Origin of the sequence: Streptomyces sp. PCS3-D2 (assembly GCF_000612545.2) — a bacterium.
Lineage (GTDB): Bacteria > Actinomycetota > Actinomycetes > Streptomycetales > Streptomycetaceae > Streptomyces.
Genome location: NZ_CP097800.1, coordinates 5567205 through 5587207, shown reverse-complemented (window position 1 = coordinate 5587207; position 20003 = coordinate 5567205). Strand labels below are relative to the sequence as shown.

Sequence of the window (20003 nt, the reverse complement as noted above, 5' to 3'; positions counted from 1 at the left end):
AGGCTCAATGGGTGCGGGTTGCCCTGCGGGCGGCTCGGCGGGGCGGTGTCGGTCCGGTCCGGGGAGCGGCGCCGCCGCCGGGGCGTCTCCTCGCGCGGGGCACCGACCCGCGCTCCTGCGGAGCAGCCCCCGCGGAAAGCCGTCAGCCCACGGGGACGCAGCGGCCCTCCTCCGTGCGGTACTGCCACTTCGCGCCGTCCTCGACGAGCTCCTTGACCGCCCGGACGAAGCGCTCCACGTGCTCGTCCGGGGTGCCGGCGCCGAAGCTGACGCGGATCGCGTTCAGGGAGCGCTCGCCCGGAGCGGCCTCGGGGGCCCCGCACTCGCCCGGGGCCTGCGGCTCGCTGCCCAGCAGGGTCCGTACCAGCGGGTGGGCGCAGAACAGGCCGTCCCGGACGCCGATCCCGTACTCGGCGGAGAGCGCGGCGGCGAAGTGGGAGCTGTTCCAGCCGTCCACCACGAAGGAGATGACGCCGACGCGCGGGGCGTCATCGCCGAAGAGGGACAGGACCCGGACCGCCGGAACCTCCGCCAGACCCTCGCGGACCCGGGCCACCAGCCGCTCCTCGCGGGCCACCAGGGTCTCGAACCCGGCCTCGGTCAGGGCCCGGCAGGCCGAGGCGATGGAGTAGACGCCGATGACGTTCGGGGAGCCGGCCTCGTGGCGGGCCGCCGTGGTGTGCCACTCGACGTCCACCCCGCCGTCCTCGCGGCGGGAGACCTTGCGGGAGGCCCCGCCGCCTGCCAGGTACGGCTCGGCCTCCTGGAGCCAGTCGGCACGGCCGGCGAGGACGCCCGAGCCGAAGGGCGCGTAGAGCTTGTGGCCGGAGAAGGCGACCCAGTCGACGTCGAGGTCCCGCACGGAAACGGGGTGGTGCGGGGCCAGCTGGGCGGCGTCCAGCACGATCCGTGCGCCGTGGGCGTGCGCGGCAGCGGCGAGTTCCTTCACCGGCCACAGCTCGCCGGTGACGTTGGAGGCGCCGGTGACGCACACGAGCGCCGGGCCGTAGGGCTCGCGGTCGGCGAGCGCCCGCTCCAGGGTGGCGACGGCCTCGGCCGGGGTGCGCGGCGCGTTGAGGTAGGTGACCTGCGCGTTCGTCCACGGCAGGAGCGAGGCGTGGTGCTCGGTCTCGAAGACGAAGACCTGGCAGTCGGCCGGGAGCGCCGCGGCGAGCAGGTTCAGGGAGTCGGTGGTGGAGCGGGTGAAGACGACCTGGTCTCCGGGGCGGCAGTCGAGGAACTCGGCGACCGTGGCGCGGCTCTGCTCGAAGAGGTCGGTGGACAGCTGCGAGAGGTATCCGGCGCCGCGGTGGACGCTGCCGTAGTAGGGGGCGTAGGCGGCCACGTCGTCCCAGACCCGCTGGAGGGCGGGGGCGCTGGCGGCGTAGTCGAGGGCCGCGTAGGTGACCTCGCCGCCGGTGACGAGCGGGACGGTGACGTCGCGGCCGAGGACGGCGAGCGGCTCGGCACAGGCGGGGTCCTGGGCGGTGGCGACGGCGGTGGTGGCGGTGGCGGTGGCGGTGTTCAGGGATGCGGACATGGCGGTATCTCCCGGCAGGCAGGGCTGAATGGCTTCGGTGTGCCCGTACGCACGTGGGTACGGGAAGATCCCCGGGACGAGAGGAGGGCGCACGGAAGTGACCCTGGTCCGAGGGTGAAGAAGGGGCGTCGGTCGCCCTATCGCATTCGCTTGCTCACGGAAAACGCTCCTCGAAAGACCAGGACCCCTGGTGTCGAGGGATCCGCGCTTGCCGTAGGCCTTGCTGCCTACGACCTGGTCATCACCCGGGGCACCCCGCCACGGAAGGAGGGTTGCCGGACAGCAAGCCGGGGCCTACACGCTGTCACTCGTGACCTGGTCTGCATCCTGCCACATGATCGGCCGGCCGCCGGACCCCGGTCCACATCGCGGACCGGGGTCTGGCCGGAAACGGGCGCCGCGGTCAGGCGTTGCTGGCCGTCACCCAGCGCTCCAGCGCGGCCCTGGCGGCACCGGAGTCGATCGACTCGGCCGCGCGGGTGATGCCGGCCGCGATCTGCTCCTCCAGGCTGCCCGTGCCGGGGTCGAGGGCCACCAGGGCGGCCGCCGAGTTCAGCAGCACGGCGTCGCGGACCGGTCCGGTCTCGCCGGCCAGCAGGCGACGGGCCACGTCCGCGTTGTACGAGGGGTCTCCGCCGGCCAGGGCCGAGACGTCCACCAGGGGGATGCCGACGTCGCGCGGGTCGAAGGACTGCTCGGCGACCTCCCCGCCGCGGACCCACCAGACGCGGGAGGTCGCCGTGGTGGTCAGTTCGTCCAGGCCGTCGTCGCCGCGGAAGACCAGCGCCGAGGAGCCTCGCTCGGCGAGCACGCCCGCGACGATGGGCGCCATCCGGGGGTCCGCCACGCCGGTGGCCTGGGACCGGACGCGGGCCGGGTTGGTGAGCGGGCCGAGGATGTTGAAGGTGGTGCGGATGCCCAGTTCCCGGCGGGCACCGGCGACGTGGCGCAGGGCCGGGTGGAACTTCACCGCGAAGCAGAAGGTGATGCCGGCCTCCTCGGCGACCTCGACGACCCGGGCGGTGCTCAGGTCGAGGTTGACGCCGAGCTTCTCCAGGACGTCCGAGGAGCCGCTCGCGGAGGACGCGGCCCGGTTGCCGTGTTTGACGACCTTGGCGCCGGTCCCGGCCACGACGACCGCCGACATCGTGGAGATGTTCACCGTCTTGGCCCCGTCGCCGCCGGTGCCGACGATGTCGACGCTGGGGCCGGGCACCTCGATGAGGTTGGCGTGCTCGTACATGGCCCGCACAAGGCCGTTGATCTCGGCGACCGTCTCCCCCTTGGCACGCAGGGCGACCACGAAACCGGCGATCTGGGCATCGGTGGCCTCCCCCCGCATGATCCGGTCCATGGCCCAGGCCGTGTCGTCCGCGCGCAGGTCCCGGCCGGTCAGCAGGGCGTCGAGGACGCCCGGCCAGCCACGGGCCGCCACGCTGTCGCCGCCTGCCGGGGTCACAACGTTCATGGTCAGCTCCTGCTGCTGGTAGGGGTCCCCGTCGATTGGGAAGGAGATCAGCCTATCCAGCCCCGGTTACGGCAAAGAGCCCCGTCCAGACACTGGACGGGGCTCTCGCCGTGGCGACACCAGGACTGACCGAAATCAGTCCCTCATGCGGTGGTGCGGGGGATCAGTGGTGGCCGTGGCCGGACTGGATCTCCTTGTACTCCTCCACCGTGGGCTTCGGGATCTGGTTGCCCTCGGCGTAGAAGCCCTTGCTGAGCTTCGCGCGCAGCTTCTCGGTGGCCTTCACCTTGCGCTCGACGCCGTTCTCGTCGACCGTCGGGCCGATTTCGAGCGGCTTGTACTGCTCGTGCGCGGTGAGGGTGTGCAGCTTGCCCTGCGAAAGCGGCTCGTGGACCTCGACGAACTCACCGTGCGGCAGGCGCTTGATGATGCCGGTCTCGCGACCGTGCAGCACCTTGTCCCGGTCCCGGCGCTGGAGGCCGAGGCAGATCCGCTTGGTGACGATGAAGGCGAGGACCGGGCAGACGAAGAAGCCGATCCGCGCGAACCAGGTGATCGAGTTGATCGACAGGTGGAAGAACTGCGCGAACATGTCGTTTCCACCGGCGATCAGCAGGACGACGTACCAGGTCAGCCAGGCCACACCGAAGGCGGTGCGGGTCGGGACGTTGCGCGGGCGGTCCAGGATGTGGTGCTCGCGCTTGTCTCCGGTGACCCAGGACTCGACGAAGGGGTACACGGCGATCGTCGCCAGGACCATCGGGAAGATCATCAGCGGGATGAACACGCCGAGGACCAGCGTGTGACCCCAGAGGTTGATCTCCCAGCCCGGCATGGCACGGATGAGGCCCTCGGAGAAGCCCATGTACCAGTCCGGCTGCGCGCCCGTGGACACGTGGTCCGGGACGTAGGGTCCGAGCGCCCAGATCGGGTTGATCGAGGCGATGCCCGCGATGGCCGCGATGATGCCGAAGACCAGGAAGAAGAAGCCGCCCGCCTTCGCCATGTACACCGGGAGCAGCGGCATGCCGACGACGTTCTTGTTCGTCTTGCCGGGACCCGCGAACTGGGTGTGCTTGTGGTAGAAGACCAGGATCAGGTGGGCCACCAGCAGGCCCATCATGATGCCCGGCAGCAGCAGGATGTGGATCGAGTAGAACCTGGCCACGAAGTCGTGCCCGGGGAACTCGCCGCCGAACAGGAACATCGACAGGTACGTGCCCACGACCGGCACGGACAGGATCGCGCCCTGCATGAAGCGGACACCGGTGCCCGAGAGCAGGTCGTCCGGCAGGGAGTAGCCGGTGAAGCCGGTGAACATGCCGAGGACCAGCAGCAGGAAGCCGAACAGCCAGTTGATCTCGCGCGGCTTGCGGAACGCGCCGGTGAAGAAGACGCGCATCATGTGCACCATCATCGCCGCGACGAAGATCAGGGCCGCCCAGTGGTGGATCTGCCGGATGAGCAGACCGCCGCGGACGTCGAAGCTGATGTCCAGCGTCGAGGCGAACGCCTCGGACATCCGCACACCCTGCATCGGCACGTACGAGCCGTGGTACACGACCTCGTTCATGCTCGGGTGGAAGAACAGCGTCAGGTACACACCCGTGAGGATGATGATGATGAAGCTGTAGAGCGCGATCTCACCCAGCATGAAGGACCAGTGGTCCGGGAAGATCTTGCGCATGTTCGCCTTGGCCAGGCTGTAGATGCCCAGGCGGCCGTCCGCCCAGTCAGCCACGCGCTCGCCGGCGGGCGCTTTGCGCGCCTGTGCGTCAGTGGTCGCAGTACTCATCCGCGCTCCCAGAATGCAGGACCGACGGGCTCTTCGAAGTCGCCGAGCGCTTCGAGGAAGCCTTCGTCATTCACACCGATCCGCAGCTGCGGAAGCGCGTGACCGGCCGGGCCGAAGATGACACGGGCGCCGTCGGAGAGGTCGAAGGTGGACTGGTGGCACGGGCAGAGCACGTGGTGCGTCTGCTGCTCGTACAGGCTGATCGGGCAGCCGACGTGGGTGCAGATCTTCGAGTAGGCCACGATGCCCTCGTGGGACCACTCCAGCTCCTGCTTGTCCTTGATGTCCTCCGGCTTGAGCCGGACGATCATCAGGGCCGCCTTGGCGATCTGGGTCATGTAGTCGTGCGCGTCCTCCTCCAGGCCCTCGGGCTTGGCGAAGGTGAGCGAACCGACCAGGACGTCCTCGGGACGCAGCGGCTCCATCGTGTTCTGGTTGATGAGCAGCTTGCCCTTCGCCCAGACCGTCTTGCGCAGCTTCTCCTCGGGCAGCGGGCCCAGGTCGCGCAGCAGCATCACACCGGAGAGCGGGACCAGAGCCAGCGCGCCCAGCATGGTGTTGCGGATCAGCGGCCGCCGGCCGATGCCGGACTCGTTCGCGCCGTCGGCGAAGTCCTGCATGACCTTGGCCCTGACCTCCGGCGCGGCGGAGATCTCGTGGCGGTCGTCGGCGACCTCCACGTCGGACATCAGGGTGCGGGCCCAGTGCACGGCACCGGCGCCGATGCAGAACAGCGCGATGCCCAGGGTGACGCCCAGCGCGAAGTTGAGCGCGCTCACCTTCCCGATGGGGAAGATGTACACGATCTTGTCGACCGGGAGGATCACGTAGGAGGCGATGAAGGCGACCGTGGCCAGCATCGACACCGTGAACAGCATCGCGACCGTGCGCTCGGAACGCTTCGCCGCCCGCTCGTCGATGTCCTGGATGCGCGGCTTGTGGACCGGCAGGCCCGGGTCGGCGAACGGGTCGTCCGCGACCGCTACGCCACCGTGGTGCGCGTCGCCCTGCTCGCTCGGCAGGTGCTTGTCTTCGGGAATCTCTTGGCTACTCATGACTTCTTGGCCTTAGCGGTGTGGGCCGCGACCCAGACGGCGACAGCGATCAGCGCACCCAGTCCGAAGACCCAGCCGAACAGGCCCTCGGAGACCGGGCCGAGCCCGCCGAGCTTGAGGCCGCCGGGGTTCGTCGACTTCTCGCCGTTGACGTTCTGGAGGTACGCGATGATGTCCTTCTTCTGCTGCTCCGGCATGGTGCTGTCAGGGAAGGAGGGCATGTTCTGCGGGCCGGTCTGCATGGCCTCGTAGATGTGCTTCGGCGTGACGTCCTCAAGGTTGGGGGCGTACTTGCCGTTCGTCAGCGCGCCGCCCTCGCCGGTGAAGTTGTGGCACTGCGCGCAGTTGTTGCGGAACAGCTCACCGCCCTTGGCGATGTCGGCGTCCGCCGGGTCGTACTGCTTCTCGGTCGGCGTGATCGGGCCGGCACCGAGGGAGGCGATGTACGCGGCCAGCTGGTCGATCTGCGCCTGGGTGTAGATGACCGGCTTCTTCGGCACCTGGGCGCCGGGCTGCTGGGCGGGCATGCGGCCCGTGCTCACCTGGAAGTCGACGGCCGCGGAGCCGACGCCGACCAGGCTCGGGCCGTCAGAGGAACCCTGACCGCCGGTTCCGTGGCAGCTTGCGCAACCCACGGCGTAGAGCTTCTTGCCCTCCTCGATGGCGAGGGACTGGGCGGTTTCATCGGCCTGCGCCTTGCCCGCGGGAGCAAAGGCGGCGTACAGCCCCCCAGTGGCCGCCAGCGCGAGGAGTAGAACGACGACCGCCGCCAGCGGATGGCGTCGTCGTGCGGAGAGCTTTTTCACGGATTACCCCGGTGTCAGGATCTTCTGCGTCGGTGTGTCTGGATGGAGTGCCGGGTCGGGCCCGGTGACGTGTTCGCTACTTGATCAGGTAGATCGTGGCGAAGAGGCCGATCCAGACGACATCGACGAAGTGCCAGTAGTAGGACACGACGATGGCCGACGTGGCCTGTTCGTGGGTGAACCTCTTGGCCGCGTACGTCCGGCCGAGGACCAGCAGGAAGGCGATGAGGCCGCCCGTCACGTGCAGACCGTGGAAGCCGGTGGTCAGGTAGAACACCGAGCCGTACGGACCGGACGAAAGGCTCATGCCCTCGTGCTTGACCAGCTCGGTGTACTCGAACACCTGGCCGCCAATGAAGATCGCACCCATGACGAACGTGATGATGAACCACGTCCGGAGCTTCTTCACGTCACCGCGCTCGGCGGCGAACACGCCGAGCTGGCAGGTGAGGGAGGAAAGCACCAGGATCGTCGTGTTCGTCGCCGAGAAGGGCAGATTCAAGGCCGAGGCCTGCTCTGTCCAGTACTCGGGACCCGTCACGGATCGCAGGGTGAAGTACATCGCGAAGAGGGCCGCGAAGAACATCAGCTCGGAACTCAACCAGATGATGGTTCCGACGCTGACGAGGTTCGGCCGGTTGACCGTCGGGTGCGCGTGCCCGGTATCTACTGTCGTTGCTGTCGCCACGACCGACATTATGTCGGTCGCTTATCCCGCCCTCACCCCGGGGGGTGCCGTTCGGAGTGTCAGGGGCGTGTGCAAGGCCCGAACGGCCCATCAGATGACGGCCCCGCGCACTCTCGTGCACCTGTCCGAACCGATGCTGACACGGCGGTGGGAGGAGTAGCATCCCGCGCAACATCAACGTGATTCATGGGACACGTGGAGGATCGAAATGCGGGCGACTGCGCGGGTTCTGGTCTACAGCGACGACGCGGGCACCCGGGAGCAGGTGAGACTGGCGGCGGGCCGCCGTCCCGCCGCTGATCTGCCACCGGTGGAGTTCCTGGAGTGCGCGACGCTGCCGGCGGTCCTGACGGAGCTGGACGCGGGCGGGATCGACGTGTGCGTGCTGGACGGCGAGGCGGTCCCGGCCGGGGGCATGGGTGTGTGCCGGCAGATCAAGGACGAGATCTTCCGGTGTCCGCCGGTGCTGTTGCTGATGGGGCGCCCCCAGGACGCCTGGCTGGCCACATGGAGCCGCGCGGACGCCGCGGTGACCCTTCCGGTGGACCCGGTGGAGTTCGCGGACGCGCTGGCGGGCCTGCTGCGTTCCCGACTGTCCCTGGACGCCTAGGGCCCGCCGGCGGATCGGCCGGACGGGCCCCGGGGACCGGCCGTCAATCCGGGGCGCCGCCCGTCGCACGGGCGGGTGATCCCGAGCGGCACGTACGACGGGGAGTGGGGGCGCACGCGCCGGGAACCGCCGGGCACCAAGCGGTTCTCCTGACGCGTGCGCCCTCACCGGCCGGCCGGCGGCGCCCCGGAGGGGGACCGGGCCGGATCCTCAGACCGTGGGCCGCAGACGGGCCTGGTCGATGGTGCTGCGGCCTTCCTGGGTGCCCTTGAGGAGGGCGCTGCCCTCGCGCCAGTCCTTCCAGTCCATGTTCCAGTCGCCGAATCCGTTGCCGAAGATGTCCATGTCGTCGCCGATGCTGTTGATCACCTGGACGATGTCGCCCTCGGTGATGTTCTCGTAGAACCAGGCGGCGTTGCCCGTGCTCATGCCGGTGCAGCCGTGGCTGACGTTGGCGTAGCCGTGAGAGCCGATGGACCAGGGCGCGGCGTGCACGTATTCACCACTCCAGGTGACGCGGGTGGCGTAGTAGACGGGCAGGTTGTAGTACTCGCTGCCGCCGATGCCGACGGTGTCCCCGCGCATCTGTACGTAGTACTGCTTCCCCAGCACCACCTTGATGCCGTTGCGGGTGGAGAACCCGGGCTTGCCGGTGGTGACCGGAATGGAATTGATCACTTCTCCGTTGCGCTTGAACGTCAGCCAGTGGGCGGCGGCGTCGGTGGTGACCTCGACCCGGTCGCCGATCTCCAGCTTCAGCGGCTTGGCGGCGGCCCCGTGGAGCTCGTCGGTGATCCTGATGCCCTCCAGGTTGCTCCGTACGGAGACGGCGGTGTTGGCGGGCCAGTAGTCCTTCGGGCGGTAGTGCAGGTGCTTGTCGTCGACCCAGTGCCAGGCGCCCTCGACCCCGGGAGGGGCATCGACGACCAGGCCGCGTTCAACGACGGCGCGGGCCGCCTTGTCCTTGACGGGCTCGTTGAGTTCGGCGGTGAGGGGCTGGCCGACGCCGTACTTGCCCTCCTCCGGGCCGAACTCGACCTTGAGGACTCCCTTGGACGGGGTGGTGTCGAAGGCCATCGTGCGCTGGCCCGGGGTACCCCTCTCGTCCTCCGTGCTCACGGTGACGGTGTAGCGCACACCTGCGGCCATGGGGACGGTGCTGTGCCACCGGTCCCCCGTGGCGCTGAGTTCGCCCGCCAGGCGGCGGCCGTGGGTGTCCACGACCGTGACGTCGGTGATCCGGCTGCCCTTGGCCTTGGCGGTGATTTCGAGGGGCCGGTTGGGGTCGACGGGCCGGCTGCCCGCCGTCTGGTTGAAGGCGACCTGCTCGCCCGCGTCGACCGGGCGGGCTGACAGCGGGTTGTCGCCGGACCCGCATGCGGTGGCGCCGGCCCCGAGGGACGCGACCAGCAGGGAGCAGCTGAGTACCGTCCAAAGACGCGGTGAGTGCTTCATGGACCCAACGCTATGAAGATATGACAATTACGGCGCGCGGGGTGACTGCAAACGAGGGGCCCGGACTCCTCCGAAGAGGTGTCCGGGCCCCACGTGGTGCGCGGCCGGGCCGCGCGCATGCTGCTTCTCGCGCCTACTGGTTGGCGTTCTCACCGCGGTAGTACTCGTACACCCAGCCCCACAGGCCGATCAGGATGATCGGGGCCGAGAAGTACATGAGCCACCAGCCGAAGACGACGCCCAGGAAGGCGAGCGCGCCACCGATGCCGAGCGAGAGCGGCTGCCAGCTGTGCGGGGAGAAGAACCCCAGCTCGCCGGCCTCGTCGGCGACGTCGGCCTCCAGGTTGTCCTGGGCCATCTCGTCGACGCGCTTGGCCGTGAAGGCCAGGTAGTAGCCGATCATGACGCTCAGGCCGAAGGCCAGGAAGAGCGCAGTGGTACCGACGGGCTCCTTCGACCACACGCCGTACACGACGGCCATGATCAGGATGAAGAAGGAGAGCCAGAGGAACATCTTGCCCTGGATCTTCACTTGCCGGCCTCCTTGCCACCGGTGACGGCCGCCTTGGCGCCGTGGTCCTCAAGGTGGTCGAGCGCCGCGATCTCCGGGTGGTGGAGGTCGAAGGCGGGCGACTCGCTACGGATGCGCGGCAGCGTGAGGAAGTTGTGCCGCGGCGGCGGGCAGGAGGTCGCCCACTCAAGCGAACGGCCGTAGCCCCACGGGTCGTCGACCTCGATCTTCTTGCCGTACTTGGCCGTCTTCCACACGTTGTAGATGAACGGCAGCATCGACAGGCCGAGCACGAAGGAGCTGATCGTGGAGATCGTGTTCAGCGTGGTGAAGCCGTCGGCCGCCAGGTAGTCGGCGTAGCGGCGCGGCATGCCCTCCGCACCCAGCCAGTGCTGGACCAGGAAGGTGCCGTGGAAGCCGATGAACAGCGTCCAGAAGGTGATCTTGCCGAGGCGCTCGTCCAGCATCTTGCCGGTGAACTTCGGCCACCAGAAGTGGAAGCCGGCGAACATCGCGAACACCACGGTGCCGAAGACGACGTAGTGGAAGTGGGCGACGACGAAGTACGAGTCGGAGACGTGGAAGTCCATCGGCGGCGAGGCCAGGATGACGCCGGTCAGACCACCGAAGGTGAAGGTGACCAGGAAGCCGATCGTCCAGAGCATCGGGGTCTCGAAGGACAGTGAGCCCTTCCACATGGTGCCGATCCAGTTGAAGAACTTCACACCGGTCGGTACCGCGATCAGGAAGGTCATGAAGGAGAAGAACGGCAGCAGCACACCGCCGGTGACGTACATGTGGTGCGCCCACACGGTCACCGAGAGGCCGGCGATCGCGATCGTCGCGGCGATCAGGCCGATGTAACCGAACATCGGCTTGCGCGAGAAGACCGGAATGATCTCCGAGACGATGCCGAAGAACGGCAGCGCGATGATGTACACCTCTGGATGTCCGAAGAACCAGAAAAGGTGTTGCCAGAGCAGTGCGCCACCGTTGGCGCTGTCGAACACGTGCGAGCCGAACTTGCGGTCGGACTCCAGCGCGAAGAGCGCGGCGGCCAGGACCGGGAAGGCGAGCAGGACCAGGACACCGGTCAGCAGCACGTTCCAGGTGAAGATCGGCATGCGGAACATCGTCATGCCCGGAGCGCGCATGCAGATGATCGTGGTGATGAAGTTGACCGAGCCGAGGATCGTACCGAAGCCGGAGAAGGCCAGACCCATGATCCACATGTCGGCGCCGATGCCCGGCGACCGGACCGCGTCCGACAGCGGGGAGTAGGCGAACCAGCCGAAGTCGGCGGCGCCGTTCGGCGTCACGAAGCCGGCCACCGCGATGGTCGAGCCGAAGAGGTACAGCCAGTACGCGAACATGTTCAGCCGCGGGAACGCCACGTCGGGCGCGCCGATCTGCAGCGGCATGATCCAGTTGGCGAAGCCCGCGAACAGCGGGGTGGCGAACATCAGCAGCATGATCGTGCCATGCATGGTGAACGCCTGGTTGAACTGCTCGTTCGACATGATCTGCGTACCCGGACGGGCCAGCTCGGCGCGCATGAAGAGCGCCAGGAGACCGCCGATGATGAAGAACACGAACGAGGTGACCAGGTACATCGTGCCGATGGTCTTGTGGTCGGTGGTGGTGAGCCACTTCACGACCACGTTGCCCGGCTGCTTGCGCCGCACCGGCAGCTCGTTCTCGTACGAGTCAGCTGCGGCGGCACCCTGGGATTCGTTGAGGATGCTCACAGTTTGTTCACTTCCGCATTCCGGGCCGGGTCGGTCTGCTGGATGCCGGCGGGGAGGAAGCCGGTCTGACCCTTCTCCGCCAGGTCCTTCAGGTACTCCTGGTACTTCTCGGGCGAGACCACCTTGACGTTGAAGAGCATCCGGGAGTGGTCGACGCCGCAGAGCTCGGCGCACTTGCCCATGAAGGTGCCCTCTTGGCTCGGGACGACCTCGAAGACGTTGGTGTGGCCCGGGATGACGTCCTGCTTGAACAGGAAGGGGACCACCCAGAAGGAGTGGATGACGTCGTTGGACGACAGGATGAAGCGGACCTTCTCACCCTTGGGGAGGACCAGGGTCGGACCCGGGTTGCCCGTCTGCGGGTTGCGGTCGCTCGGGACGCCCTTCTCGTAGACGCCCTCGGCGCCCGCCGGGAAGTCCTTGGTGAAGCGGTCCGGAATGGAGGCGAGCTCCTTGGGAACCGCACCCGCCTTCGGGGTAGCCGCGTCGCCGTCGACGTTCTCGATGTAGTTGAAGCCCCAGCTCCACTGGAAGCCGATCACGTTGATCGTGTGCGCCGGCTTCGGGGTGAGGGCGAGAAGCTTGGACTCGTCACGCGCGGTGAAGTAGAAGAGCACCGAGACGATGATGAGCGGGACGACCGTGTACAGCGCCTCGATGGGCATGTTGTACCGGGTCTGCGGGGGGACCTCCACCTTCGTCCGGCTGCGCCGGTGGAAGATGACGCTCCAGATGATCAGGCCCCACACCAGGATGCCCGTGACGAGCGCGGCCGCCCAGGATCCCTGCCACAGGGAGAGGATGCGCGGCGCCTCCTCGGTTACCGGAGTCGGCATTCCGAGGCGGGGGAAGTCTTTCCATGTATACGAGCAACCAGTGGCGGTCGCCAGGACCACGCCCGCAGTCAGCGCCTGCAGCAGCTTCCGCCGCATCGGGCGCCGCGGCGAGCGGTCGGAGCCGTAGGGACTCACGTAGCGCCTTCCCGAGAGTCTCGGCCCGCGCGGCCGGCCGCGGCCGTGTTCGGGTCGGTCGCCGGCCCTGACGCAGGCAGGGGTTTGGATGTTTATGCGGACCAAACCCTACTGGACGCTATTTGGGGTCGCGCGGGGAGGGTGCCCAACGCGCCGCTACTGCCCCCGAAGGGATGGATCCGCCGTACGGGGGACGGCGGACACGCCCCTGAACGACGGGCTCCGGGGCCCATCTGACGCCCCCTGACCTCGAACGCTCCGGGGCCGGCGCTAGCGTGGCGGGATGCCGTACTTCGACAGCGCGTCCGCCGCTCCCCTGCACCCCGTGGCCCGGCAGGCGCTGCAGGCCTCCCTGGACGAGGGCTGGGCCGATCCGGCCCGGCTGTACCGGGAGGGCAGGCGCGCGCGGTTGCTGCTGGACGCGGCGCGGGAGGCCGCCGCGGAGGCGGTGGGATGCCGCGCCGACGAGCTCGTGTTCACTCCTTCGGGGACGCACGCGGTTCACTCGGGCATCGCCGGCGCCCTCGCCGGCCGCCGACGCGTCGGCGGCCGTCTGGTCGTATCGGCGGTCGAACACAGTTCTGTACTGCATGCGGCGGCGGCGCACGAGGCGCGCGGCGGGCACGTCACCGAAGTCCCCGTGGACCGCTGGGGCGCGGTGTCCCCCGCCGGGTACGCGCAGGCGCTGGCACCGGCGACGGCGCTCGCCTGCCTCCAGTCCGCCAACCACGAGGTGGGCACGGTCCAGCCGGTGGCCGAGGTGGCGGAGGTCTGCGGGGCGGCGGGGGTGCCGCTGCTGGTGGACGCGGCGCAGTCGCTGGCCTGGGGGCCCGTGGAGGGCGCCTGGTCCGTCCTGGCGGCGAGTGCGCACAAGTGGGGCGGCCCGCCCGGGGTGGGCCTGCTGGCGGTCCGCAAGGGGGTGCGCTTCGCACCCCAAGGCCCCGCGGACGAAAGGGAGTCGGGGCGCTCCCCCGGCTTCGTGAACCTTCCCGCGATCGTGGCGGCGGCGGCCTCCCTGCGGGCGGTACGAGCGGAGGCGGACGCGGAGGCGGCCCGGCTGCGGATCCTGGTGGATCGGATCCGGCGGCGGGTGGTGCGGCTCGTCCCGGACGTGGAGGTGGTCGGCCACGCGGACCGGCGGCTGCCGCACCTGGTCACCTTCTCCTGCCTGTACGTCGACGGGGAGGCGCTGCTGCACGAGCTGGACCGGGCGGGCTTCTCGGTCTCCTCGGGCTCCTCCTGCACGAGCTCCACGCTGACCCCCAGTCACGTACTGCGGGCGATGGGCGTGCTGTCGGAGGGGAACGTACGGGTGTCCCTGCCGGCGGGGACCCCGGCGGCCGAGGTCAACGCCTTCCTGGAGGTGCTGCCGGGTGCGGTGGCGGGCGTACGGGAGCGGCTCGGGGTCTCGGAGGCGCCCGCGGTGGTGCCGGAGGCGGAGTCCCTCGAACTGGACGCGCTCGGGCTGCGCTGCCCGCAGCCGGTGATCGAGCTGGCCCGGGCCATCGGCCGGGTCCCGGTGGGCGGCACGGTGACCGTCCTGTCGGACGACGAGGTGGCGCGGCTGGACATCCCGGCGTGGTGCGCGATGCGCGGGCACGCGTACCTGGGCGAGAGCCCCCGTGCCGCCGGCTCCGCGTACACGGTCCGCCGCGGGGCGTAGCCGCGGCGGGGCACAGCCGCGGCGGGGCCGGATCCGACCCCGCCGCCTCCGGCCCCGGCCGCGATCCGCCGGGCGGAGCCTAGGCCAGGTGGGCGCGGACCTCGGCCGCGGCCTCTTCGCCGTAGGCCTTGGTGAAGCGCTCCATGAAGTGGGCACGGGCGAGCGTGTACTCCTGGGTGCCCAGCGTCTCGATGACGAGGGTCGCGAGCATGCAGCCGAGCTGCGCCGCGCGCTCCAGGCCGACGCCCCAGCCCAGGCCCGTCAGGAACCCGGCGCGGAAGGCGTCGCCGACACCGGTCGGGTCGACCTTCGCGTTCTCCTCGGGGCAGCCGACGACGATCGGGGCCTCGCCGGACCGCTCGATCCTGACGCCGTTGGAGCCCAGCGTGGTCACGCGGGTGCCGACCTTGGAGAGGATCTCCTCGTCCGTCCAGCCGGACTTCGACTCGATGAGGCCCTTCTCGTACTCGTTGGAGAAGAGGTAGGTCGCGCCCTCCATCAGGGTGCGGATGTTGTCGCCGTCCATGCGGGCGATCTGCTGCGAGAAGTCGGCGGCGAAGGGGATCCCCCGCGTCCGGCACTCCTCCGTGTGGCGCAGCATCGCCTCGGGGTCGTCCGCGCCGATGAGGACGAGGTCGAGGCCGCCCACGCGGTCGGCCACGGACTTCAGCTCGATCAGGCGGGCCTCGCTCATCGCGCCCGTGTAGAAGGAGCCGATCTGGTTGTGGTCGGAGTCCGTGGTGCACACGAAGCGCGCGGTGTGCAGCACCTCGGAGATGCGGACGGACTGGGTGTCGACGCCGTGCCGGTCGAGCCAGGCCCGGTACTCGTCGAAGTCGGAGCCGGCGGCTCCGACCAGGATCGGGCGGCTGCCGAGCTGCCCCATGCCGAAGCAGATGTTCGGGCCCACACCGCCCCGCCGGACGTCGAGGTTGTCGACGAGGAAGGAGAGGGAGACCGTGTGCAGCTGGTCCGCGACGAACTGGTCGGCGAAACGGCCGGGGAAGGTCATGAGGTGGTCGGTGGCGATGGAGCCGGTGACTGCGATGCGCACGGCGTGGACGCTCCTGCTGAGGACGGCGAGGGACAGTCAAAACTACCCGGTAAGTGCCCCCCGGCCGAACCCCCGGACGAACCCCAGAAACTACCCCTTAGTAGGTCTTTCTTCGCGAGAGCTCCGGTGCCTACGGTGCCCTCATGACCTATACCGACGGTTACGGCTGCTCCGAGTACACCGCCGACCGGCGCGGAGCGGAAGGCCCGGGACGGCCCGGCTTCGCCCGCCTGCTGGGGGACTGCGCCCGGATGGCCCCGCACTGGGGCGTCGAGGAGGGCCCCCGGCAGGTCCGGGTGGCTCCCTCGCAGATCCACGGGGTCAGGGTTCCGGCCGCCTCGGCCCGGCTGATCGCCTCCACCGCCGCCTACGGGGACCAGTAGGAGGGCGCCCGGAAGCCGGAGGGAACCGGTTGCGCCCCCGTTCCGTCACACCCGCATCAGACACTGCGGGACCAGTGAAGGAGCGATGCGGTGACCAGCGAAGAACCCGGCACGTCAAGCGGCACACGACGGCGGCCCGCCTGGGTCGTCGGCTCGATCACGGCCGCCGTCCTGCTCGCGGGCGGTGGTACCGCCTACTGGGCGTCCGCGGCCCAGGGGGACGGAACGGCCCGCCGGACGGGTGACAGCGCGGCATCCGCACCCCGTGACGCGGGTGACCCCTCGGGTCCGGGCATCGCGCCCGGGGAGCCGGATCCTTCGGGCGGGGGTGTGGTCTACCGGGCCGATGTGAAGCTGCCCGAGGCCCCGCCGGCGGCGCCCGCCTACCGCGTGTCGGGGGAGGTCGCGCAGGCCGATGTGGCCCGGCTCGCGGCGGCCCTGGGCCTCACGGGCGCCCCGCGGCTGGAGGGGGACGTCTGGCTGGCCGGTGAGGCCGCCGACGGCTCCGGGCCCCGGTTGACGGTGGCCCGTACGGCACCGGGCACCTGGAATTTCAACCGCTTCCAGGCGGGCGGCGACGCCGCGGGCAACGGCGCCGGGGACGACTGCGTGCGCGGCAAGGACACCTGCGGCCCCGCCGCGCTCCCCCGGGACGCCGGTGCCGACGCGAGCGGCCGACCGGTGTCCGAGGAGGCCGCCAAGGCCGCCGCGGCTCCGGTGCTGAAGGCCGTGGGGCAGGACGGGGCCCGGCTGGACGCCCGGCTCACCCAGGGCGCGATCCGGGTGGTGACGGCCGATCCGGTGGTCGGCGGCCTGCCCACGCAGGGCTGGTCCACCCAGGTGAGCGTGGGCGCGGACGGCACGGTGGTGGGCGGCAGCGGCGAGCTGACGGCGCCGGTCCGGGCCGCCGACCAGCAGGTGGTCGGGGCCGCGGAGGCGCTGGCCCGGCTGAACGCGCGGTCGAACGGCTCCGGCGGCACGCCGGAGCCCAGCGGCTGCGCGAGTGCGGTCCCGCTGGCGGCGGACACCCCGGTGGGCGCCTCGGAGCCGGTGCCCTGCAATCCGGAGCCCCGGCCGATGAAGCCGCCGCGGACCGAGACGGTGACGGGCGCGGTGCTCGGGCTGGCTCCGGGGACGGTCGACGGAGCGCGCGGGCTGGTTCCGGCCTGGCTGTTCGAGGTGGCGGGGCGGGGCGGGGCGCCGGGTCACACGGTGGCCGAGCCGGCGTCCGCGCAGGAGAACACGCCGGGGCCGGGCGCTCGTACCGTGCCCGGCTTCTCGTACCGGGAGGCCGACCGGAAGCTGACGGTGAACTTCTGGGGCAGCGTGTGCAGCACGTACGCCGTGGAGGCGCGGGAGCAGGCCGGGTCGGTCATGGTGAAGATCACTGACACGCCGAACAAGCCGGGTCAGGCCTGCATCATGCTGGCGGAGGAGATGTCCCTGTCGGTGACCCTGAAGGAGCCGCTGGGCGACCGGAAGGTGCTGGACGCGGCGACGGGCAAGGTGCTCCCCCGGCAGTAGCGCCCCTGGGCATGCGCGAGGGCCCGCCCCGGTCGGATGCGACCGGGGCGGGCCCTCGTCGTAGGTGTGCCGCAGGCTCAGCTGAAGGAGTCGCCGCAGGCGCAGGAGCCCGTGGCGTTCGGGTTGTCGATCGTGAAGCCCTGCTTCTCGATGGTGTCGACGAAGTCGATGGAGGCGCCGCCCAGGTACGGGGCGCTCATGCGGTCCGTGACGACCTTCACACCGTCGAAGTCCTTCACGACGTCGCCGTCGAGGGAGCGCTCGTCGAAGAAGAGCTGGTAGCGCAGGCCGGAGCAGCCGCCGGGCTGGACGGCGACGCGGAGCGCCAGGTCATCGCGGCCTTCCTGCTCCAGCAGGGTCCTGACCTTCTCGGCGGCGGCGTCGGACAGGAGGATGCCGTCGCTCACAGTGGTCTTGTCGTCCTGTACGGACATCTGCATTCACTCCCGAAGTGGGCGGCTCCCCGCGGAGGCGCGGGGAAACGTCGGACTCTTGCCGTCGGTGGCAACGAGCGGGACCGCGGATTCATTCCGGGACCCGACGCTTGTTTCAGATATTCATGCTCGCACACCCCGCGCGGACGCGGGCCCGGCGAATCGGGGGCTGATGCGTCACATTGACACTATCGGCATCGTCAAACTGACGTGAAGCGGTTATGATAGATAGCGTCAAGTAGACGAGAAGTCGAAGCGATGATCCTTAAATCCCTCGTCGCAGAACAGAAAGGGTGCGTGTCGTGACCACCGCCCAGCCGTTGGACGTCCAGCCGACGCCCCTTGCCCTGCTGCTGCTCGGCCGTGAGGCCGACCCCAAGAGCGAGCGCGGGGTGGAGTGCCCCGGCGACCTGCCCTCGCCGTCCGACCCGGACCTCGTGGAGCGCGCCCGCGCGGCCAAGGAGAAGCTCGGGGACAAGGTCTTCATCCTCGGCCACCACTACCAGCGTGACGAGGTCATCGAGTTCGCCGACGTCACCGGCGACTCCTTCAAGCTGGCCAGGGACGCGGCCGCCAAGCCGGAGGCCGAGTACATCGTCTTCTGCGGCGTCCACTTCATGGCCGAGTCCGCGGACATCCTGACCTCGGACGACCAGAAGGTGGTCCTGCCGGACCTGGCCGCCGGCTGCTCGATGGCCGACATGGCCACCGCCGAACAGGTCGCGGAGTGCTGGGACGCGCTGACTGATGCCGGTATCGCCGGTGTGACGGTCCCCGTCTCGTACATGAACTCCTCCGCCGACATCAAGGCCTTCACCGGCAAGCACGGCGGCACGATCTGCACCTCGTCCAACGCGAAGAAGGCCCTGGAGTGGGCGTTCGAGCAGGGCGAGAAGGTGCTCTTCCTCCCGGACCAGCACCTGGGCCGCAACACGGCCGTCCGCGACATGGGCATGTCCCTGGACGACTGCGTGGTCTACAACCCGCACAAGCCCAACGGCGGCCTGACCGCCCAGCAGCTGCGCGACGCCAGGATGATCCTCTGGCGCGGGCACTGCTCGGTCCACGGCCGGTTCTCGGTCGACTCGGTCAACGACGTGCGCGCCCGCATCCCCGGCGTGAACGTCCTGGTCCACCCCGAGTGCAAGCACGAGGTCGTGGCGGCCGCGGACTACGTCGGCTCGACGGAGTACATCATCAAGGCCTTGGAGGCGGCCCCGGCCGGCTCCAAGTGGGCCATCGGTACCGAGCTGAACCTGGTCCGCCGTCTGGCGAATCGTTTCGCTGCCGAGGACAAGGAAGTCGTCTTCCTCGACAAGACGGTCTGCTTCTGTTCGACGATGAACCGCATCGACCTCCCGCACCTGGTGTGGACCCTGGAGTCGCTGGCCGAGGGCACCCTCGTCAACCAGATCCAGGTCGACAAGGAGACGGAGAGCTTCGCGAAGCTCGCGCTGGAGCGCATGCTCGCCCTCCCGTAGAGGTAGCCGAACATCGAGAAGGGGCGCCCGGCATCTGCCGGGCGCCCCTTCTCGTGCTCCTCCGGGCGGCCCAGGCCGAGGGGCACCGGGCGGCGGCCGGGCTCAGGCTGGGAACCATGGCCGATCGCACACGGCATCGCTTCCGCACGGGACACACCTGGGTCGCGAGCATCGCTTCGCTGACAGCCCTGGCGTTCTCGGTCTACAACTTCGTGGAGGCACGAGAGAGCCCGCAGACCGTAGTCACCCTTCCGATGTCCCTGAAGATGATCCGGTCCGGGGACGCGACCTCCCTCTTCCTCCAGCCGACCGTGTTCACCCGGTTCGACACGGAGGACGTGGAGATAGTCACTGACGTCCAGATCCGCCTGCGACCGAAGACCACGCGAAGCGAGCCGAAGTTCTTCTGGGAACAGAACGTGCAGTGGTGGGTGCAGCGCGGCGGCAGTGCCTCCGCCAGGGTTGTCGACAAGACAAGCGTCTGGTACGAGTTCGCATCGGACCCCACACCGTTCGTCGTCACGCAGTCCGACCCCAAACAGCCCGTCATGCAGTTCACCACCCACGGCTGGACGCTCAAACCCGACCGTTTCGAGGGAACGCTGACCGTCGAACGCGCCAGTACGGGCCGGCCCATCAGACTCCCCTTCTGCCTCGTCATCCGCTCGGAGGACATCAGCAACCTGATGAAAGGCGACGGATGGTACGAGTGGCGCACGGACGTCCCGGGGCGCCAGGAGGGCGGCTGCTACCACTGGTACGCGTGATGCCCCGGGCACCACTCGCAGCGGTGCCCGGGGCCTCTGCGCCCAGCCCC

The 20003-nt window shown here is 69.5% G+C and carries 18 protein-coding genes and 1 riboswitch; of the genes, 6 read left to right on the top strand and 12 right to left on the bottom strand.

Features of this window, described 5'->3' with window-relative positions:
* Positions 1-142: 142 nt before the first annotated feature.
* The 6 genes from AW27_RS24830 to ctaE form a co-directional block, all read right to left on the bottom strand.
* Positions 143-1540: an aminotransferase class V-fold PLP-dependent enzyme gene (locus tag AW27_RS24830; protein ID WP_052031203.1), complete on the bottom strand. Its 1398-nt coding sequence runs from the start codon at positions 1538-1540 to the stop codon at positions 143-145.
* Between the two features lie 199 nt (positions 1541-1739).
* Positions 1740-1856, bottom strand: a riboswitch (SAM riboswitch).
* A gap of 87 nt (positions 1857-1943) precedes the next feature.
* The gene (gene trpD, locus AW27_RS24825) at positions 1944-3008 is read right to left on the bottom strand and encodes an anthranilate phosphoribosyltransferase (RefSeq protein ID WP_037927015.1); all 1065 of its coding nucleotides are present in this window, start codon (positions 3006-3008) and stop codon (positions 1944-1946) included.
* Between the two features lie 163 nt (positions 3009-3171).
* Positions 3172-4803, bottom strand: coding sequence for a cytochrome bc1 complex cytochrome b subunit (qcrB, locus tag AW27_RS24820; RefSeq protein ID WP_037927018.1), 1632 nt, complete (start codon positions 4801-4803; stop codon positions 3172-3174).
* Positions 4800-5858, bottom strand: a complete 1059-nt coding sequence (gene qcrA, locus AW27_RS24815) for a cytochrome bc1 complex Rieske iron-sulfur subunit (RefSeq protein WP_037927021.1) — start codon at positions 5856-5858, stop codon at positions 4800-4802. The genes qcrB and qcrA overlap by 4 nt, the downstream gene beginning before the upstream one ends.
* Positions 5855-6664: a cytochrome bc1 complex diheme cytochrome c subunit gene (gene qcrC / locus AW27_RS24810; RefSeq protein ID WP_037927024.1), complete on the bottom strand. Its 810-nt coding sequence runs from the start codon at positions 6662-6664 to the stop codon at positions 5855-5857. Before qcrC ends, qcrA begins: the two co-directional genes overlap by 4 nt.
* 76 nt (positions 6665-6740) lie before the next feature.
* A complete protein-coding gene (gene ctaE, locus AW27_RS24805) occupies positions 6741-7361 on the bottom strand; it encodes an aa3-type cytochrome oxidase subunit III (RefSeq protein ID WP_030036314.1) in 621 nt (206 codons plus the stop codon).
* A gap of 199 nt (positions 7362-7560) precedes the next feature.
* Between ctaE and AW27_RS24800 the strand changes: the two genes are divergently transcribed.
* Positions 7561-7962, top strand: coding sequence for a DNA-binding transcriptional response regulator (locus AW27_RS24800; protein WP_037927028.1), 402 nt, complete (start codon positions 7561-7563; stop codon positions 7960-7962).
* Between the two features lie 210 nt (positions 7963-8172).
* Here AW27_RS24800 and AW27_RS24795 read toward each other — a convergent pair whose 3' ends face one another.
* The 4 genes from AW27_RS24795 to ctaC form a co-directional block, all read right to left on the bottom strand.
* Positions 8173-9417: a L,D-transpeptidase gene (locus AW27_RS24795; protein ID WP_037927030.1), complete on the bottom strand. Its 1245-nt coding sequence runs from the start codon at positions 9415-9417 to the stop codon at positions 8173-8175.
* Between the two features lie 133 nt (positions 9418-9550).
* Positions 9551-9949: a cytochrome c oxidase subunit 4 gene (locus AW27_RS24790; protein ID WP_037927033.1), complete on the bottom strand. Its 399-nt coding sequence runs from the start codon at positions 9947-9949 to the stop codon at positions 9551-9553.
* The gene (ctaD, locus tag AW27_RS24785; RefSeq protein WP_030961596.1) at positions 9946-11676 is read right to left on the bottom strand and encodes an aa3-type cytochrome oxidase subunit I; all 1731 of its coding nucleotides are present in this window, start codon (positions 11674-11676) and stop codon (positions 9946-9948) included. The genes AW27_RS24790 and ctaD overlap by 4 nt, the downstream gene beginning before the upstream one ends.
* Entirely contained in the window at positions 11673-12647 is a 975-nt protein-coding gene (ctaC, locus tag AW27_RS24780; protein ID WP_037927036.1) for an aa3-type cytochrome oxidase subunit II, read from the bottom strand. Before ctaC ends, ctaD begins: the two co-directional genes overlap by 4 nt.
* Positions 12648-12930: 283 nt before the next feature.
* Between ctaC and AW27_RS24775 the strand changes: the two genes are divergently transcribed.
* On the top strand, positions 12931-14310 hold the full coding sequence (locus AW27_RS24775) for a cysteine desulfurase/sulfurtransferase TusA family protein (RefSeq protein WP_037927041.1): 1380 nt from the start codon (positions 12931-12933) through the stop codon (positions 14308-14310).
* Between the two features lie 79 nt (positions 14311-14389).
* On the opposite strand, the gene AW27_RS24770 is transcribed toward AW27_RS24775, so the two are convergent.
* Complete coding sequence (locus tag AW27_RS24770; RefSeq protein ID WP_037927043.1) at positions 14390-15364, bottom strand: carbohydrate kinase family protein; 975 nt, start codon at positions 15362-15364, stop codon at positions 14390-14392.
* Positions 15365-15507: 143 nt separating this feature from the next.
* Between AW27_RS24770 and AW27_RS24765 the strand changes: the two genes are divergently transcribed.
* Entirely contained in the window at positions 15508-15747 is a 240-nt protein-coding gene (locus tag AW27_RS24765) for a hypothetical protein (protein WP_037927046.1), read from the top strand.
* A gap of 90 nt (positions 15748-15837) precedes the next feature.
* Complete coding sequence (locus AW27_RS24760) at positions 15838-17271, top strand: hypothetical protein (RefSeq protein ID WP_037927052.1); 1434 nt, start codon at positions 15838-15840, stop codon at positions 17269-17271.
* 77 nt (positions 17272-17348) lie between these two features.
* Here the strand turns inward: AW27_RS24760 and AW27_RS24755 are convergent, their stop codons facing one another.
* Positions 17349-17705, bottom strand: coding sequence for a HesB/IscA family protein (locus AW27_RS24755; protein WP_030029080.1), 357 nt, complete (start codon positions 17703-17705; stop codon positions 17349-17351).
* Positions 17706-17998: 293 nt separating this feature from the next.
* On the opposite strand from AW27_RS24755, the gene nadA reads away from it, so the two are divergent.
* Positions 17999-19186, top strand: coding sequence for a quinolinate synthase NadA (nadA, locus tag AW27_RS24750; RefSeq protein WP_037927054.1), 1188 nt, complete (start codon positions 17999-18001; stop codon positions 19184-19186).
* 116 nt (positions 19187-19302) lie between these two features.
* A complete protein-coding gene (locus tag AW27_RS24745) occupies positions 19303-19953 on the top strand; it encodes a hypothetical protein (protein ID WP_157840308.1) in 651 nt (216 codons plus the stop codon).
* Positions 19954-20003 lie beyond the last annotated feature (50 nt).

What these genes read in the sequence shown, in the direction of transcription:
- AW27_RS24830 (WP_052031203.1), bottom strand. Translation starts at nt 1,540, where the DNA reads ATGTCCGCATCCCTGAACACCGCCACCGCCACCGCCACCACCGCCGTC.
- trpD (WP_037927015.1), bottom strand. Translation starts at nt 3,008, where the DNA reads ATGAACGTTGTGACCCCGGCAGGCGGCGACAGCGTGGCGGCCCGTGGC.
- qcrB (WP_037927018.1), bottom strand. Translation starts at nt 4,803, where the DNA reads ATGAGTACTGCGACCACTGACGCACAGGCGCGCAAAGCGCCCGCCGGC.
- qcrA (WP_037927021.1), bottom strand. Translation starts at nt 5,858, where the DNA reads ATGAGTAGCCAAGAGATTCCCGAAGACAAGCACCTGCCGAGCGAGCAG.
- ctaE (WP_030036314.1), bottom strand. Translation starts at nt 7,361, where the DNA reads ATGTCGGTCGTGGCGACAGCAACGACAGTAGATACCGGGCACGCGCAC.
- AW27_RS24800 (WP_037927028.1), top strand. Translation starts at nt 7,561, where the DNA reads ATGCGGGCGACTGCGCGGGTTCTGGTCTACAGCGACGACGCGGGCACC.
- AW27_RS24795 (WP_037927030.1), bottom strand. Translation starts at nt 9,417, where the DNA reads ATGAAGCACTCACCGCGTCTTTGGACGGTACTCAGCTGCTCCCTGCTG.
- AW27_RS24775 (WP_037927041.1), top strand. Translation starts at nt 12,931, where the DNA reads ATGCCGTACTTCGACAGCGCGTCCGCCGCTCCCCTGCACCCCGTGGCC.
- AW27_RS24765 (WP_037927046.1), top strand. Translation starts at nt 15,508, where the DNA reads ATGACCTATACCGACGGTTACGGCTGCTCCGAGTACACCGCCGACCGG.
- AW27_RS24755 (WP_030029080.1), bottom strand. Translation starts at nt 17,705, where the DNA reads ATGTCCGTACAGGACGACAAGACCACTGTGAGCGACGGCATCCTCCTG.
- AW27_RS24745 (WP_157840308.1), top strand. Translation starts at nt 19,303, where the DNA reads ATGGCCGATCGCACACGGCATCGCTTCCGCACGGGACACACCTGGGTC.